At 42.6% G+C, this 16,820-nt stretch carries 18 protein-coding genes and 1 pseudogene; 14 read left to right on the forward strand and 5 right to left on the reverse strand.

Annotated elements, in window-relative coordinates; translation table 11 throughout:
- Positions 1-19 precede the first annotated feature (19 nt).
- The 3 genes from gshB to ruvX are packed head-to-tail and all read left to right on the forward strand — an operon-like array spanning position 20 to position 2,025.
- Positions 20-973 (forward strand): glutathione synthase, encoded by a 954-nt coding sequence (gshB, locus tag HUS62_RS04260; RefSeq protein ID WP_054562736.1) that lies wholly within the window; start codon positions 20-22, stop codon positions 971-973.
- A gap of 24 nt (positions 974-997) precedes the next feature.
- Complete coding sequence (locus HUS62_RS04265) at positions 998-1,555, forward strand: YqgE/AlgH family protein (RefSeq protein WP_054562737.1); 558 nt, start codon at positions 998-1,000, stop codon at positions 1,553-1,555.
- A 20-nt stretch (positions 1,556-1,575) separates the two neighbouring features.
- The gene (ruvX, locus tag HUS62_RS04270) at positions 1,576-2,025 is read left to right on the forward strand and encodes a Holliday junction resolvase RuvX (protein ID WP_175078646.1); all 450 of its coding nucleotides are present in this window, start codon (positions 1,576-1,578) and stop codon (positions 2,023-2,025) included.
- On the opposite strand, the gene HUS62_RS04275 is transcribed toward ruvX, so the two are convergent.
- The 3 genes from HUS62_RS04275 to HUS62_RS04285 are packed head-to-tail and all read right to left on the reverse strand — an operon-like array spanning position 2,022 to position 5,083.
- Entirely contained in the window at positions 2,022-2,894 is an 873-nt protein-coding gene (locus HUS62_RS04275; RefSeq protein ID WP_258536711.1) for a hypothetical protein, read from the reverse strand. The genes ruvX and HUS62_RS04275 overlap by 4 nt on opposite strands.
- Positions 2,895-4,028, reverse strand: coding sequence for a PilT/PilU family type 4a pilus ATPase (locus HUS62_RS04280; protein ID WP_175078647.1), 1,134 nt, complete (start codon positions 4,026-4,028; stop codon positions 2,895-2,897).
- Between the two features lie 14 nt (positions 4,029-4,042).
- Positions 4,043-5,083 carry a type IV pilus twitching motility protein PilT gene (locus tag HUS62_RS04285; RefSeq protein WP_054562740.1) on the reverse strand — a complete coding sequence of 347 codons (1,041 nt, stop codon included), beginning with the start codon at positions 5,081-5,083 and terminating at the stop codon, positions 4,043-4,045.
- A gap of 1 nt (position 5,084) precedes the next feature.
- On the opposite strand from HUS62_RS04285, the gene HUS62_RS04290 reads away from it, so the two are divergent.
- From HUS62_RS04290 to HUS62_RS04300, 3 genes are read left to right on the forward strand one after another with little or no spacing between them, the layout of a single operon-like run.
- A complete protein-coding gene (locus HUS62_RS04290) occupies positions 5,085-5,798 on the forward strand; it encodes a YggS family pyridoxal phosphate-dependent enzyme (RefSeq protein WP_175078648.1) in 714 nt (237 codons plus the stop codon).
- Positions 5,799-5,815: 17 nt separating this feature from the next.
- Positions 5,816-6,637, forward strand: coding sequence for a pyrroline-5-carboxylate reductase (gene proC / locus HUS62_RS04295; protein ID WP_175078649.1), 822 nt, complete (start codon positions 5,816-5,818; stop codon positions 6,635-6,637).
- A gap of 23 nt (positions 6,638-6,660) precedes the next feature.
- On the forward strand, positions 6,661-7,194 hold the full coding sequence (locus HUS62_RS04300) for a YggT family protein (RefSeq protein WP_054562743.1): 534 nt from the start codon (positions 6,661-6,663) through the stop codon (positions 7,192-7,194).
- A 97-nt stretch (positions 7,195-7,291) separates the two neighbouring features.
- Here the strand turns inward: HUS62_RS04300 and HUS62_RS23485 are convergent, their stop codons facing one another.
- Positions 7,292-7,366: a hypothetical protein gene (locus tag HUS62_RS23485; protein ID WP_366518117.1), complete on the reverse strand. Its 75-nt coding sequence runs from the start codon at positions 7,364-7,366 to the stop codon at positions 7,292-7,294.
- On the opposite strand from HUS62_RS23485, the pseudogene HUS62_RS04305 reads away from it, so the two are divergent.
- From HUS62_RS04305 to HUS62_RS04330, 6 genes and pseudogenes are all read left to right on the forward strand, one after another.
- Positions 7,352-7,693: pseudogene (locus tag HUS62_RS04305) on the forward strand (DUF4426 domain-containing protein); the annotation flags it as partial. The gene HUS62_RS23485 and the pseudogene HUS62_RS04305 overlap by 15 nt on opposite strands.
- Before the next feature lie 7 nt (positions 7,694-7,700).
- Positions 7,701-8,300: an XTP/dITP diphosphatase gene (locus tag HUS62_RS04310; RefSeq protein ID WP_175078650.1), complete on the forward strand. Its 600-nt coding sequence runs from the start codon at positions 7,701-7,703 to the stop codon at positions 8,298-8,300.
- On the forward strand, positions 8,297-9,430 hold the full coding sequence (gene hemW / locus HUS62_RS04315) for a radical SAM family heme chaperone HemW (protein WP_175078651.1): 1,134 nt from the start codon (positions 8,297-8,299) through the stop codon (positions 9,428-9,430). Before HUS62_RS04310 ends, hemW begins: the two co-directional genes overlap by 4 nt.
- Before the next feature lie 40 nt (positions 9,431-9,470).
- Positions 9,471-11,306 carry a DUF885 family protein gene (locus HUS62_RS04320; RefSeq protein WP_175078652.1) on the forward strand — a complete coding sequence of 612 codons (1,836 nt, stop codon included), beginning with the start codon at positions 9,471-9,473 and terminating at the stop codon, positions 11,304-11,306.
- A 99-nt stretch (positions 11,307-11,405) separates the two neighbouring features.
- Positions 11,406-12,110 carry a hypothetical protein gene (locus HUS62_RS04325; protein WP_175078653.1) on the forward strand — a complete coding sequence of 235 codons (705 nt, stop codon included), beginning with the start codon at positions 11,406-11,408 and terminating at the stop codon, positions 12,108-12,110.
- Position 12,111: 1 nt separating this feature from the next.
- Complete coding sequence (locus HUS62_RS04330; protein WP_175078654.1) at positions 12,112-12,300, forward strand: hypothetical protein; 189 nt, start codon at positions 12,112-12,114, stop codon at positions 12,298-12,300.
- Here HUS62_RS04330 and HUS62_RS04335 read toward each other — a convergent pair.
- Entirely contained in the window at positions 12,289-13,005 is a 717-nt protein-coding gene (locus HUS62_RS04335) for an SIMPL domain-containing protein (RefSeq protein ID WP_054562750.1), read from the reverse strand. The genes HUS62_RS04330 and HUS62_RS04335 overlap by 12 nt on opposite strands.
- Before the next feature lie 169 nt (positions 13,006-13,174).
- Between HUS62_RS04335 and HUS62_RS04340 the strand changes: the two genes are divergently transcribed.
- Positions 13,175-15,844: a bifunctional acetate--CoA ligase family protein/GNAT family N-acetyltransferase gene (locus tag HUS62_RS04340; RefSeq protein ID WP_119854039.1), complete on the forward strand. Its 2,670-nt coding sequence runs from the start codon at positions 13,175-13,177 to the stop codon at positions 15,842-15,844.
- Between the two features lie 9 nt (positions 15,845-15,853).
- Positions 15,854-16,807, forward strand: a complete 954-nt coding sequence (locus tag HUS62_RS04345; protein ID WP_282658443.1) for an ion transporter — start codon at positions 15,854-15,856, stop codon at positions 16,805-16,807.
- Positions 16,808-16,820: the final 13 nt, after the last annotated feature.

Here is a 16,820-nt window from a genome sequence, read left to right on the forward strand (position 1 = left end):
ACGATTCTAAGGCAAAAATATGGCAATTAAGCTAGGCATAATCTCTGATCCAATTAGTGGCTTTAATATTAAAAAAGACACTGGCTTTGCAATGATGATGGAAGCGCAACAGCGCGGTTACGAAATTTACTACATGGAGATGGATGACCTTTCTCTACGTCAAGGTCAAGGCTTTGCAACAGCCGCCAAAGCCCGTGTGTTTGATGATGTAAATCACTGGTATGAATTAGAAGAAAAAGCCACCATTGCTTTAGCAGATTTAGACGTTATTTTAATGCGTAAAGATCCGCCTTTTGATACTGAGTACATCTACGCTACCTATATTTTAGAGCGTGCTGAGCAAGCTGGCACGCTTATAATCAATAAGCCGCAAAGCTTACGCGATGCTAACGAAAAGCTATTCACAGCTTGGTTTAGCGAACATACGCCAGATACTTTAGTAACACGTAGCCAAGCAGACATTCGTGCATTTTTAGCTGAGCATAAAGATATTATTTTAAAACCGCTAGATGGTATGGGTGGTGCATCTATCTTTAGAGTTAAAGAAGATGATGCCAATATTGGTGTGATCTGCGAAACGCTAACCGAACATGGTAGTCGTTTTGCAATGGCACAAAACTATATTCCTGAAATCAAGCAAGGCGATAAACGCGTACTTGTGGTTGATGGTGAAGTAATGCCGTATTGCCTAGCTCGTATCCCACAAAATGGCGAAACGCGCGGTAACTTGGCAGCAGGTGGTAGAGGTGAAGCACGCCCGATTAGCGATTCAGACCGTAAAATTGCAGAGGCTGTAGCACCTACGCTGAAAGAAAAAGGCCTTATTTTTGTTGGTCTAGATATCATTGGCGATCGTTTAACTGAAATCAATGTCACTGCGCCAACGTGTGTAAAAGAGATTGAAGCCGCTTATGACATTTCAATCACTGGTCACTTATTTGATGCCATTGAAAGAAAACTGAGCCATACTTAATTTAAACAACAAAAGGGGCGACCTATGCAGTCATTAGAGAATCATTTCTTAATCGCGATGCCGAGCATGCAAGACCCTTTTTTTAAGCGTGCAGTCACTTACATTTGTGAGCACAATCAAGATGGTGCGATGGGCTTGGTAATTAACCAGCCTATCAATATCACCGTGGGCGAGCTACTCGATAAAATCGAAATTGATAACGACAAAAGCAAGCAAGCTGCAGGTTTAGCTGTGTACGCAGGCGGACCGGTAAAAACCGATCGCGGTTTTGTTTTGCATTCACCAAAACCTGGTTATGCAGCGAGTCAAAAACTTAGTAGTGATATTATGATCACTACTTCAAAAGATGTGCTAGCAAGCCTAACCACGAGTGAGGCTCCTGAACAGTTTATTATCACTTTGGGTTATGCGGGTTGGGATCAAGGACAGCTAGAGCAAGAACTGTTAGAAAATTCATGGTTAATTATCAAAGCAGATCCAGAGATCATCTTTAACACCCCAGTTGAAAAACGCTGGGAAAAAGCAGTTTCTATGCTGGGTTTTGATATCGGGCAATTAAGCTCTGAAGCTGGCCACGCTTAACATTTATAAACTTTAAAACTATGACAAAACGAACGTTTAAGCCACTCGGTGAACGCACCGTAATGGGTTTTGACTTTGGCACCAAAAGTATTGGTATTGCCATTGGTCAAGAACTCACTGGAACAGCATCAAGCTTACAAGCTGTAAAAGCGAAAGATGGTATTCCTGATTGGCAACTTATAAAAAAACAGGTGGATGAGTGGCAACCAGATTTAATGGTGGTTGGTTTACCGCTTAATATGGACGGCACCAATCAAGAAGTTACCTTTAAAGCTAAGAAGTTCGCAAATCGCTTACACAACCACTTTGCTATACCGGTTGAAACGCAGGACGAACGACTAACAACGGCAGATGCCAAAGCGCGTTTGTTCGAACAAGGTGGCTACCGAAACCTTGGTAAAGGTAATATTGATAATATGTCTGCGGTGATCATCTTAGAAAGCTTTTTTGAGCAGTTTTATGGCGACTAAAGCGCCTTGTTAATCACCGTATAATCGTTTAAATCAGGAATAAAGCCTGCCTCTCGGTAGGCTTTTTCAATTGCGCCTGTTTTACGAAGCTGCGCAAGCCCCTTTTGAATTGCAACAAAAGCCGCTTTGCCATCTGGGTGACTCTTCGAAAGAATAAAATGACGGCTATCATTGAGCTGGAGCACAAGATTTGGCACAGCAACCAATTCAATATTTTCTAAGGTATAGCGATTATTGAGGCTAGGCATTAAGGGCATCATCATAAAATCAACCCACTGCATCGATACAGTACGAACTTGCCCAAGCCACTCATCTTCTCTGAGCAACTCTTTTAAGGGCAGAGCAGATAACGTTTGCCAATCGGTTTGCCAGCGTGGCGTTGACACTGCTGTTAATTGTTTAAAGTCAGCAAGCTGTTTTACTTGCTGCACTTTCTTATTGTTCGGTGAAGTGAATATACCTGCAAAATACTCACCATCTCTAATCACAGGATCAGAGATATATACCGACTCAACTAGCTGCTTTGCATCAACAGACCACACACTATCGAAGCTTAATAGTAGCTGGCCATCTTCTAACAGCTTGGTATTGCGATAATTAACCTTGCCTTTGTGATAACGAAATGGCTTGGTAAAACCGCCTAAACTCAATGCTTGTTGAGCTATGATCATATCGACCACATCACGGCGTATGTAGGCACCACTGAAGTCTTTAACTTCAAGAGGTTTGCGACCATTCAAAAAGCGACTGTAATCGTCATACACATCATCGCGAATAAAAATAACCACGCTTTTACTATCATTGCCATATACCTGAAAGGTACTCAATAATAAAAATAGCCAGCCGATTAAATTTACTCGCAATTTCATTTACGCGTCACTCTTGCCATCAAGGCCATCAATAGTCACGCCTTGTAAGAAGCCCGCACCACTTTGCTCATTGTTTTGCAGCTTTATCATTAAGCGCAAGTCATTTGGCGAGTCAGCATGATGTAGCGCATCAGCGTAGTTAATACGGCGCTGTTTATAAAGCTCAAATAACGCTTGGTCAAAGGTCTGCATGCCCATTTCTTTCGATTTAGCCATGGTTTCTTTGATAGAGCCAATATCGCCTTTTTTAATAAGCTCTGCCACCATCGGTGAATTAAGCAAAATTTCGATAGCAGCAACACGCCCTTCCCCATCGGCAGTTGGCACCAACTGCTGCGCAACAATGGCACGAAGGTTAAGTGCTAAGTCGTACTTTAACTTATCGTGCTTTTCTTTTGGTACTAAGTGCATGATACGGTCAATGGCTTGGTTGGCATTATTCGCATGCAGTGTTGCTACACACAAGTGACCTGTTTCAGCGAAGCTGAGTGCGTATTCCATGGTTTCTTGTGAACGGATCTCACCAATTAAGATCACATCAGGTGCTTGACGTAACGAGCTTTTTAGCGCCGATTCAAAGCTTTCAGTATCTAAACCAACTTCACGTTGGGTGATGATACTTTTACGATGTTCGTGAACAAATTCGATAGGGTCTTCAATAGTAAGAATATGACCACGTTGATTGCGGTTACGATAACCTAAAAGCGCTGCTAATGATGTTGATTTACCTGTACCTGTACCACCCACAAACAGTACTAAACCACGTTTTGCCATGATCACATCGGTTAATGTTGATGGTAAACCTAGTTCGTTCACATCTGGGATTTGCGTCACGATACGACGAATAACCATACCCGCTCTATCACGCTGCCAAAAAGCAGAAACACGGAAACGACCTTCATCGGTTGCAATTGCAAAGTTACACTCTTTAGTGTCATGAAACTCTTTGCGTTGTTTATCATTCATAGCCGACTCAACTAACGCAAGAGAAGCATCATCCGAAAGCCTTTCGTCGGTAAGGTGTACTAGCTCACCGTTGATTTTTGCACTGACCGGCAGTTGGCTAGAAACAAACAAGTCAGACGCTTTTTTATCTATCATAACTTGTAAAAAATGATTTAAAGGTAAAGACATTTTAAATAGCTCCGTTAACCACCAAACTGGGTTTTATCTTGTGCTTTAGCTCGCGCATCATTGGTTGTAATAATGCCGTAGTTAACTAAGTTTGCTAAACATTGATCCATGGTCTGCATACCATGCGATGCACCGGTTTGAATTGATGAATACATTTGTGCAATTTTATCTTCACGGATCAGATTTCGGATTGCAGGAATACCTATCATGATCTCGTGAGCTGCAACTCGGCCACCGCCCACTTTTTTAAGTAAAGTTTGCGAGATTACGGCACGTAATGATTCTGACAACATTGAACGTACCATGTCTTTTTCTTCACCTGGGAATACGTCAATGATACGGTCGATAGTTTTTGGTGCTGATGTGGTATGCAAGGTACCAAACACCAAGTGACCTGTTTCTGCCGCAGTCATCGCTAAGCGAATTGTTTCAAGGTCACGCAGCTCACCCACTAAGATAACGTCAGGGTCTTCACGTAGTGCACTTCTAAGCGCATTAGAGAAGCTATGCGTATCACGGTGTACTTCACGCTGGTTAATAAGGCTCAGCTTATTCTCGTGTACGAATTCGATTGGATCTTCGATAGTTAAAATATGGTGATGCTTATTTTGGTTAATATAATCAACCATCGCCGCTAATGTGGTTGATTTACCAGAACCCGTTGGCCCAGTGACTAGCACCAAACCACGTGGATTATCGGAAATAGTTTTAAAAATATCAGGCGCACCTAAATCATCCAGCGTTAAAACATCACTTGGGATAGTACGAAACACCGCCGCAGGGCCACGGTTTGAATTAAATGCGTTAACACGAAAACGCGCAAGGTTTGGTACTTCGAAAGAAAAATCCACTTCGAGATTTTGTTCGTAGTCCTTACGCTGATTATCGTTCATAATATCGTATACCAGACTATTTACATCTTTTTGTTCTAATGCTGGAATATTAATACGACGCACATCACCATCAACACGTATCATAGGTGATACGCCTGATGACAAGTGTAAATCCGAGGCTTTGTGTTGCACACTAAAGGCCAATAATTCGGTAATATCCATTATGACTCCACAACCAACTGATAATTATATGGTTACAATAGCAGAACGACTTACATCCGCCTACGCAAGAATTGCTCAAGCTGCAAAAAATAATCACCGCGATGAGCAATCAATCAGCCTATTGGCTGTTTCAAAAACAAAACCTGCCGACGATATTATTGCTGCCTATGAGCATGGTCAACGCCAGTTTGGCGAATCATACGTTCAAGAAGCGGTAACAAAAGTTACAGCACTGGCAGATTATAAAGACATTGTTTGGCACTTTATCGGCCCTATTCAATCAAATAAAAGTGCCCAAGTAGCCACGCATTTTGATTGGGTGCAAAGCGTTGACCGCACTAAAATTGCAAAACGTCTTAACGAGCAACGACCAGCCGACAAAGCCCCGCTCAATGTATTAATTCAAGTTAATATTAGTTTAGAAGAGGCTAAGTCAGGCTGCCACCCAGACGAGCTAATGGCATTGGCCGAATTCGTCAATCAATGTCCTAATTTATGCCTGCGCGGTGTGATGGCGATTCCTGCCAAAACCGACGATGCCCAGCTACAATTACAATATTTTGAGCAATTAAGCGCTTGCTTTGATAAACTAAAGGCCCAATATCCCCAAGTAGACACCTTGTCGATGGGTATGAGTAACGATGTTGAAGCGGCGATTGCAGCAGGTTCAACCATGGTACGCATTGGCACGGATATATTTGGCCAACGAAATTAAAAGGTGATAACAGACATATGTCAGACAAAAAAATCGCATTTATAGGCACGGGTAACATGAGCTACGCCATCATTGGCGGCATGGTAAAGAACGGTTTTGCAGCAAAAAACATCATTGCAACCAATCGCAACCAAGAAAAATTAGCTAAGGTTGCTGCTGATTTCGGGGTGCAAACTACCGCGGATAACAACGCGGCACTTCGCGATGCAGATGTGATTGTCTTATCTGTTAAACCACAAATGATGGGCGATCTTTGCCAATCATTCCAAGATTCAGGCGTTGATTTTAGCGACAAGCTATTTATTTCAGTAGCAGCAGGCCTTACCGTAAACCGTTTACGTGAAATGTTAGGTCAAGATGTGAAAATGGTGCGTTGTATGCCAAATACACCATCATTACTAGGTCGTGGTGTTTCTGGTCTATATGGCGCTGGCGAAACTGCTGAAGAGCACGAGTTTGTACAACAAGTTTTTGAGTGTACAGGCATTGTTGTTTGGGTTGAGCAAGAGTCACAAATCAACGACATCATTGCTGTTACAGGCTCATCACCTGCTTACTTCTTCTTATTTATGGAAGCTATTGAAGAAAAAGCTAAAGCACTTGGCTTTAGTGATGAAGATGCGCGCCGTTTAGTACAACAAACCGCACTGGGTGCTGCCGAAATGGCTCTTTCGCAACCAGACATCAGCATTTCTCAGCTACGTGCAAACGTAACCTCTAAAGGGGGGACGACTCACGAAGCTGTTGAGCATCTTAAATCACAAGGTTTAGTCGGCACAGTTGCAGATGCAATGGATGCCTGTATTGCTCGCGCTGAAGCGATGGAAAAAGAACTTTAAGCTTACTTTTTGAAGGTAAAACTATGCAAGCCATGCACTTTTTAGTTGGGATTATTTTTGATCTCTTTTTAATGGTGGTCCTTTTACGCTTTTGGTTACAAGCGGCAAAAGCTGACTTTTACAACCCTATGAGCCAGTTTGTGGTGAAAGCCACTTCGTTCGCAGTGAACCCACTTCGTAAAATCATCCCAGGAGTGGGTGGCTTTGATATTGCCTCGTTAGTGCTTGCTTATTTAGTTGCTGTAGCAAAACTCAGTGTTATTTTTCTGATGTTTTATAACGCTTGGGCGCCAGGTCCGGTATTTATTCAAGCGTTAATTACGGTAGTTAAAGAAGGCCTAAACTTACTATTTTGGGTATTAATTATTCGTGCTTTACTAAGTTGGGTAAGCCAAGGCTACAACCCAATTGAGGCTGTATTCCACCAGCTAACTGAGCCGATGTTACGTCCCATTCGTAAGGTTATCCCACCACTAGGTGGTCTAGACCTATCAATCTTAGTGTTGATTATTGGTCTACAGTTTTTACAGTTTTTAGTAATGGATTTAATTGGCTAAGCGTTTAACGTTAAGCAGTAAGGGGCCGAAAGGCCTCTTTTGTTAAGTGAGATATACCATGAAGCAATTTATTTATTTTTCTTTGATTGTATTGAGTTTATTTACAACCTTTGCCAAAGCTGATGAACAAGCAGGCGCCCAGTACAAGGTTCTTGGCCCTTGGGAAGTTCATTACATTGCATTTCCATCAACTTTTATTCAGCCAAACATTGCTAAAAACTATGATTTAGAGCGTAGCCCTAGCAAAGGGATTATTAATATTTCGGTATTAAAAAACAGCGATAAAACTGCGCAGACTGCAACTTTAACTGGCACTGCACGTAACCTACTTGGTAATAAAAAACAGCTTACATTTAAAGAAGTTGTGGAAGGCGATGCGATTTATTACCTCGCGCAAATCGATTACAGCAACGAAGAAATTTACCGTTTTGATATCGAAATTAATCAAAATGGCAAAGTACAAACGCTGAAGTTTCAGCAAAAATTTTACGTAGATTAATAGACCTATGAACAACACCTTGGTTTTAGCCACGGGTAACCCTGGCAAAGTAAAAGAGCTGGCAAGTATGCTCAGCTCACTTAATATTAACGTGGTTCCACAAAGCGATTTTCAAGTGCCAGACGTGCCAGAAACAGGCACCACATTTGTTGAAAACGCCATTATTAAAGCGCGCCATGCAGCAAAGATCACAGGCATGCCTGCGATTGCTGATGACTCTGGCCTTGAAGTAGACGGTCTAAATGGTGCACCAGGTGTGTACTCTGCACGTTTTGCCGGAGCGGGTGCCAGCGATCAAGATAATATCGACAAGCTACTAAAAGAGCTTGCTGATAACCCAGTTCGCAGTGCGCGTTTTTGGTGTGTGTTAGTATTAATGCGCCATGCTGACGACCCTACACCACTTATTTGTAGTGCTAGCTGGGAAGGCGAAATCACTCATAGCCAAGATGGTCAAGGTGGTTTTGGTTATGATCCTGTTTTTTACGTACCGTCTGAGCAATGCACTAGCGCTCAATTAACTAAAGAGCAAAAAAATGCCCTTAGCCATCGCGGCCAAGCTTTAAAACAACTACTTGCGCAATTGCAGCAAAAAGGCGGCCTGTGAGTTTACCGCCTTTAAGTTTATATGTGCACGTGCCTTGGTGCGTGCAAAAGTGCCCATACTGTGACTTTAATAGCCATGGCCAAAAAGGCACAATCCCCGAAAAAGAATACGTTCAACATCTTATTGATGATCTCAAGGCTGATTTGCATTTAGTGCAAGGGCGTAAAATCCACAGCATTTTTATTGGCGGCGGCACGCCAAGCTTATTAACCGGTGACGCATATACTCGCCTACTTGGTGAAGTCGACAGATTAATTGGCCTAACTGATGACTGTGAAATTACCCTAGAGGCAAACCCAGGTACCGTCGAAACAGGTCGCTTTAAAGAATATGTTGCCGCTGGCATCAATCGTATTTCGATTGGTGTGCAAAGCATGCAAAATGATAAGCTAAAAGCCCTTGGCCGTATTCATGGTGCTGATGAAGCAAGTTATGCGGCTAAACAGGCGCATCAAGCGGGGCTAAACAGCTTTAACCTTGATTTAATGCATGGCTTACCAGGGCAATCTGTTGCAGACGCCTTGGATGACCTTGAAAAAATCATCGCCCTAAATCCACCTCATATCTCGTGGTATCAACTAACCATTGAGGCGAATACTCAGTTTGCTTCTAAACCACCGACCTTACCTCATGACGACACCCTTTGGGATATTCAAGAACAAGGTCAAGCGTTACTCGCAGCAGCAGGTTATGAGCAATACGAGATCTCAGGCTACGCGAAGCCCGGTTACCAATGCCGTCATAACTTGAATTATTGGCGATTTGGCGATTATCTCGGTATCGGCTGCGGTGCCCATGGTAAAATTACTGATGAAAATAAAGTCATCACCCGTACGGTGAAAGTAAAACACCCTCGAGGTTATATGGATCTTGCCAAACCGTATTTATACGAACAATGGCAAGTAGCAGAAGACGACTTAGCTTTTGAATTCTTTATGAATCGTTTTCGTTTAGTCGAACCCTGCCCCAAAGCTGATTTACCTTTGCTTACAAGTTTGTCACTGCAAAGTCAGGAACAAGCCTTGACTGATGCAATTGCAAAAGGCTTACTAATTGATGATAAAGATAACTGGCAGGTAAGCCAAAAAGGCCACCGCTTTTTAAATGACCTGCTAGAATTATTCGTTTAAGAATTATAATTAAATTTCTAACAACTACAAAGGAACGATAATGCGTAAACTGACCTTCATCGCTGCGGCGGTAAGTGTTGCATTACTTGGCGGCTGCCAACAAATGCAAGAGCAACCGAAGCCTGCACCAAGTGTACAAAGCCAACCTGTACAAAGTGAAATCGATAAAGCTAATGCCTTCTTCGAAGATACTTTTAACCGTGATGTAATGAAAAGCCCTATCTATCAAACATACATGGGCATCAAAAAAGATTACGACAAATGGGACGATGGCAGCGAAGAGCGCGTTTTAGAAGACTTTGAACAAACTAAAGCTGACCTAGTTGCGCTTAACGCAATTAACCGCGACCTATTAGATGACGCAACAAAAGTAAGCTACGACCTTAAAAAGCAAGATTTAGAAAACGAAATTGCTGATTTCAAATGGCGTCATTACAACTACCCTGTGAACCAAATGTTTGGTGTTCACTCGATGATCCCTGCGTTTTTAATCAATCAACATCAAATTGCCGATGTATCTGATGCTAAAGCGTATATCTCACGTTTAAATGGTGTTACAACGGTTATTGAACAGCTAATCAAAGACCTTGAAGTACGTGCAGATAAAGGCATTATCGCGCCTAAGTTTGTTTTCCCACACGTGATTGATTCAAGCAATAATATCTTACGCGGCGCACCATTTCATGACGGTGAAGACTCAACGTTACTAGCTGACTTTAAACGTAAAGTTAATGCGTTAGAGATTGCCGATAGCGAAAAATCAGCACTTATCAGCGATGCTGAAAAAGCCCTAAAAGCAGCAGTAAAGCCTTCTTACACTAAGCTAATTAACTTCTTAGCTCAGTTAGAAAAACGCGCTGATGACCGCGATGGTGCTTGGAAATTCCCTGACGGTGAAGCGTTCTACAATAATGCTTTAGCACGTACCACAACGACTGATTTAACAGCAAAAGAAATCCACACAATCGGTTTAGCTGAAGTCGCGCGTATTCACGACGAAATGCGTGAGATTAAGGACAAAGTAGGCTTTAAAGGTGACCTTAAAGCATTCATGGAATTCATGAAAACTGATAAGCAGTTCTACTACCCTAACACAGCTGAAGGTAAGCAACGTTACCTTGATGAGGCAACAGCACTTATCGATAACATGAAATCTCGTCTAGACGAGCTATTCATTGTTAAGCCAAAAGCTGACCTTAAAGTTAAAGCTGTTGAAGCATTCCGCGAAAAAGCAGCAGGTAAAGCGTTCTACCAACAACCTGCACCAGATGGCTCACGCCCAGGCATTTATTACGCAAACCTTTACGACATGGAAGCAATGCCAACATACCAAATGGAAGCACTTGCGTACCACGAAGGTATTCCGGGTCACCACATGCAAATTGCTATCGCGCAAGAGCTTGAAGATGTACCTAAGTTCCGTAAGTTTGGCGGCTACACAGCGTATGTTGAAGGCTGGGGTTTATACTCAGAGCTAGTACCAAAAGAAATGGGCTTATACGAAGACCCATATTCAGATTTTGGTCGTCTTGCGATGGAATTATGGCGTGCATGTCGCCTAGTAGTAGATACAGGTATCCACGCTATGAAGTGGACACGTCAAGAAGGTATCGACTACTACGTAAATAACACACCAAATGCGACGTCTGATGGCGTTAAAATGGTTGAACGTCACATTGTAATGCCTTCACAAGCAACGGCATACAAAGTGGGCATGCTGAAAATTTTAGAGCTTCGTGAAGCGGCTAAAGAAAAACTAGGCGATAAATTCGATATTCGTGAATTCCACGATGTAGTACTTAAAAATGGTGCAGTACCATTAAATGTACTAGAGAAGTTTGTTGACCAATGGGTTGCTAAGAAACAAGCAGCATAATCAATAAAGACTTGAAAAAGGCCGCTAAGCGGCCTTTTTTATTTATTTAAACAACTAGTTGAGCTATAAATGTATAAATAATAAAAAACGAGTATCTCCATGCAAAGCGCGATTGAGCAATTGAACAGCCGGCTTCAACATCATCAGTTAAAAGAACTCATTGCCGATTACCAAAGTTTATCGGGAGTTTTGCAAGCGGCACAATTACAGCACATTTATCAATTAGCTTGCAGTAGTGAAGTTAAATACTTGTTTTTACAAAATGTGGCAGCGCATTTACTCGAAGCAAGCCCGCTGCCAAGTGAAGCTGTAGCCTTAATTGATGATATCGATAAACTGAGCTTTTTCACGCCTGGTCTTAAGTTTCAAAATGCTTTTTGTGTAACAGACAATCAGGGCAATACCTTACTACATCATTTATTTACGCAATGTCAGGCTTATAACCTACCCTTTAATTACTTGCGTTCGTTAATGTTATTTGAAAGCAACGAAAGCTTAGGCAAAGCGTTAAAAACATTAAATAAACAGCAGCTCACTCCTATTGGTTGCTTTATAGCGCAAAATAGTACGACCCAAATGCTAGCCAAACATGAGTTCTCTGCGTTATTAGCTATGATGGAAGTCGACCAAAGCCATAGCCCTAGCGCAGTCAGCGCCTTAATACATACCCTTAAGCAATTTTATGGTGCCAATCAACCAACGAGTAGCGACAGTAAAGTTCTACTGTGCGCGGCCTATTTGCAAGTGCCAACAGCGCAGTTACTAAACGCGCTCAATCAAGTTAAAAGGAAACCCGCTTATTAACTTGTACGTATTACTTGGCGCAACCAGTGTCACGGTTTTAATGGCAGTACTGTTAAAAGATCAGTTTGGCTTATTGGGGGTGGCTGTGGCATTTAGTGGCGGCTTTATGCTTGGTGCGCTTTGCCGCATGGTGATTGTATGCACACGCATGCGGCTGCCTTTATCTGTGGTATTGGGTTTAGTCAGATAGATAATATTCAACACTGGTAACAACACGCACTTTTTTCAGCTGAGGTGTGTTTGAATCTCTATCAGAAATTGAAAACTGCCCCTGACGCGCTGTTTTAATTTTACCTAATTTAGACTGTGAATCTTTGGCAAATTTCATTGCCACTTCACGGGCTTTTTCGGTTGCTTCTTGAATCATATTTGGCTTAATTTCATTTAAGCCATTAAATAAATATTGAATACGCGTTTCGTAATTGTCTTGTACTATCGCAATGCCTTGCTTGGCTAATTGGCTTACTGCGCCTAACGCATGTTGCACTTTTTCGATGTCATTTGAATAAACAATAACATTATTACGGGCAATATAACGAAACTGCTGATTCTCGCCGCCATACTCACGGGCTTGTTTATCAATAATTGACTGACTACCAAGGCTGATTTCTTCATCACTAAAACCATGTAGCTTTAAAAAGGCGACGACTGCATCGCTTTTCTCTTCAACCCGCCCCACTAATTTTTCAAGGTTGTTATCGGCATCAGAAAACTGTAACGGCCAAATTACGGTGTCGGCTGGCACTTCCATTTCGGCTAACCCTTTAACATGAACAGTGCGCTCCATGCCTTTCACATCAAGGGCTGCACTTTTCAAAATAAAACCTAATCCAAGCAAACCAACCGCCAATGCACACGCTGCAATAACGATATTAAATGGTTGCGCTTTATTCATGCTTTTCTCCTTGATGTAGGTCACTGTTTTTGACTCGAAAAGTAGTTATAAACAGGTTATCTTATGAGTATAACTTTTAATACTTTAGAAGCGTGTCGGTTCTAGTTTGGGTGTATTAAACTTAACAGACCCTGAAGTTTTAACAAACAGCGCAAGCGAAGGAAACAGCATGAGCGTTAAACGTATTAGCCAATTTTTTAACCCTAAATCAGTCGCGGTCATTGGCGCCTCAAATTCCCCTAACCGAGCGGGCTTTGTGGTTATGCGCAACCTTTTACAAGGGGGTTTTAAAGGCCCAATCATGCCTGTTAGCTTAAATCACAGCGCTGTACACGGCGTATTAGCCTACCCGAGCATTGCTGCTCTACCTAAAGTGCCTGATCTTGCGGTTATTTGTACTAATAAAAACACCTTAATCAACATCATTAATGAGCTTGGAGAGCTTGGCTGTAAACATGCGGTAGTGATTGCTGCGGGTTTAAACGCCGACCAAAAGCTCGCACTGAAAGAAGCAGCTGCTGAGGCTAATGTGTCTTTACTTGGGCCTAATTGCTTGGGCTTGCTGATTCCTCACATTGGCTTAAATGCTAGTTTTTCGCATACAGTTGCAAGCCCAGGAAAGCTCGCTTTTGTGTCGCAATCGGCCGCGGTTTGCTCAACGATTCTTGATTGGGCGAAGAACAAAGAGATTGGCTTTTCATATTTTGTGTCTGTAGGTGATTGCCTTGATATCGACTTTGATGAGTTACTCGACTTTTTAGGCCGAGATGCAAAAACCAAGGCTATTTTGTTGTATATCGATAATATAGAGGATATTCGCAGCTTTATTTCCGCAGCGCGAGCCGCTGCGTTTAGTAAACCTGTTATTGCCATTAAAACCGGTAAAACCAGTGCCGGTGCCCTTGCAGCAGAAATACACACTGGTGGCAAACAAAGCTCAGATGCAGTCTATGATGCGCTGTTTCAGCGAGCGGGTATGCTAAGGGTAAATGACTTACGAGAGCTTTTTGCAGCAACACAAACGCTGGCAATGCACCCCAAACTACTTAAAGTCGAGCAACTGACTATTCTAACCAATGGCGGCGGCCCAGGTGTCATGGCTGTGGATACGCTCTTGCAAAGCTCAGGAAAGTTGGCAGAGCTTAGCGACGAGACCAGAGCTGCGCTTAATAAAGTGATTCCGCAATCAGAAATGACCTCGAATCCGGTGGATATTTTTGGTGACTCAGCGCCAAGACGCTATCAACAAGCCTTAGAAATCTTGCTGCAAGCCAAAGAAGTTAAAAACCTGCTGATCATTCATACCCCTTCTGCGCTTGCACCGAGTGAAGATTATGCAGAGATCATTGTTGAAACCTTAGAGAAAATCCCGAAGATGGCTCGCCCTTATGTTATGACAAACTTTATGGGTGAAGATGCCGCGTATGCCGCGCGTAAGGTCTGCGCTAATAATGCCATTCCGACCTACCGTACACCTGAAGGTGCGGTTGGTGCGTTTATGCACTTGGTAAGTTATCGTCGTAACCAAAAACATTTAACGCAAACGCCAGAATCGAACACCGATGATGCAAAAATAAATAAAGACGCAGCACGCACTGTAGTGAATGAGTTTTTAGCCGAAGAGCAAAGCTATCTATCAACCCATGAAGCAAGCCAAATTCTCACTCATTATGGTATTGATTGTATTCAAACTGAGGTTGCTTACACGCCAACAGAAGCCAAAGAGCAAGCCATTGAACTGGGTTTTCCGGTAGCGTTAAAACTAATTAGCCCAAGTATTCCTTCAAAATCAGAAGTCGGTGGTGTGGTCCTTAATTTAAATGATGCGCAAGAAGTTGAACAAACAGCCTTTGCCATGCTGCTACGAATCAAAAACACCTACCCTGATGCGCATATAGAAGGTTTTTCACTGCAAAAGATGGCGCCGCGAGCAGGAGCTAATGAGCTGCGCATCGCTATAAAAACAGAGCCTAACTTTGGCCCAGTGATCTTACTGGGTGAAGCAGGCACCGGACTTGAATTCGCTCAAGCTGCAGTGGCATTACCGCCACTGAATATGAACTTGGCAAAATACCTGATTGCTGCGGCGCACGATAAAGGCGTACTTAAAGACCGCGTACTACCAGAAAAAGTCGATAAATACCGTTTATGTGCCCTACTCACCCGCATCTCGCAGCTGGTTATCGACCAACCTGATATTACTAGTGTTGAGCTAAACCCTATTTTAGCCAGCAACGGGCAGTTTTTGGTACTTGATGCAACCATTGGCCTTAGCCGTTATAAAGCAAAAGCGAACCGTAAACGCTTGTGTATTCGCCCCTACCCGATTGAATTGGTGAAAGAAGTAACCCTTAAAAACAATACCCAAGCACAGCTAAGACCTATCAAACCGGAAGATGAGCAAGCACACTTAGAGTTTGATCAATCATTGAGTAAAGAAGACAGATATAAACGCTTCTTCGGTGAATTACCGCAATTTAACCATGATCAGCTCGCGAAAATGACGCAAATTGATTATGACCGAGAAATGGCGTTTATTGTCAGCCAAGAGCAAAATGGTTCAGCCTGTACATTAGGGGTGTCTCGTGTACTTATGGATCCAGACAAACTCGATGCTGAGTTTGCAATTGTGGTGCGCTCTGATTGCCAAGGTTTAGGACTTGGCACAATATTAATGAATGCGGCGATTGAGCATTGCAAGAACCAAGGCGTAAAACAAATTGCTGGTATTACCTTGCCAGAAAACACCGGCATGATTGAACTGGCACGAAAACTCGGGTTTAAGATCACCCGCGACTTTGAAGAAGGCAGCATTAATATGGTGCTAAAACTTAACTAAAACTGGATCATTATTTTGCATCGTTTAAGAAATTACACTGCACGAGTTTTTGAAGGTAACGGTAAATATCGACGTATAGGACGCGCTCTCGACGTGTTTTTAATGTCGTTGATCATGATTAATGTGGTGGCGATTGTGCTGGAGTCAGTCGGCCCTTTAGCAAAGCAATATCATCACGAATTTTTAATGATTGAGCTGATTTCTGTCGGTATCTTTACCTTAGAATATGTGCTCAGGCTTTGGTCTTGTGTAGATAAAAGCGTGCATAAAGAAAGCCCGTTAACAAATTCAAAAATTCGCATTAAGTATTTCTTTTCGCCCATGGCGCTGATTGATCTCATCGCGATTTTACCCACCATTCTGATGGTCTTTGTGAGTGTTGATTTACGCTTCTTACGAGTGCTTAGATTAATGCGTATCTTTAAGCTGACGCGCTATTCAAGGGCGATGCAGCTACTATTAAACTCATTCAAAGAAGAAAGCAGCTCACTGCTTGCGGCTTTTTTTATAATGGCCGTAGTGCTGATCATTGCTTCATGCGGTATTTACTTAATTGAACACGATGTACAGCCAGATAAATTTGGCTCTATCCCTGCTGCAATGTGGTGGGCAATGGTGACATTAACAACCGTTGGTTATGGCGATGTCGTGCCTGTGACTCCCCTTGGTCGTTTATTTGGTGGTGCTATTACACTGGTAAGTATGGGCATGGTGGCTATTCCAACTGGTTTGTTAGCCTCAAGCTTTTCTGAGCAGTTACGTAAACGCAGACAGGTGTTTACCGATGCAGTGCATGAAGCCGTTGAAGATGGGCACTTATCGCCTGTTGAAGAAGAGCACTTAGAAAACTTACGGTATAAACTGGGTTTAAGTCAGCAAGAGGCGAATAAAGCGATTCATAACGAGCTTAAAAACCGCAATCGCAATCTGTATTGCCGCCACTGTGGTAAACGCCAAGATTAACGAAAAGGGTAAA

It is taken from the genome of Pseudoalteromonas sp. 0303, from assembly GCF_013349995.1.
Lineage (GTDB): Bacteria > Pseudomonadota > Gammaproteobacteria > Enterobacterales > Alteromonadaceae > Pseudoalteromonas.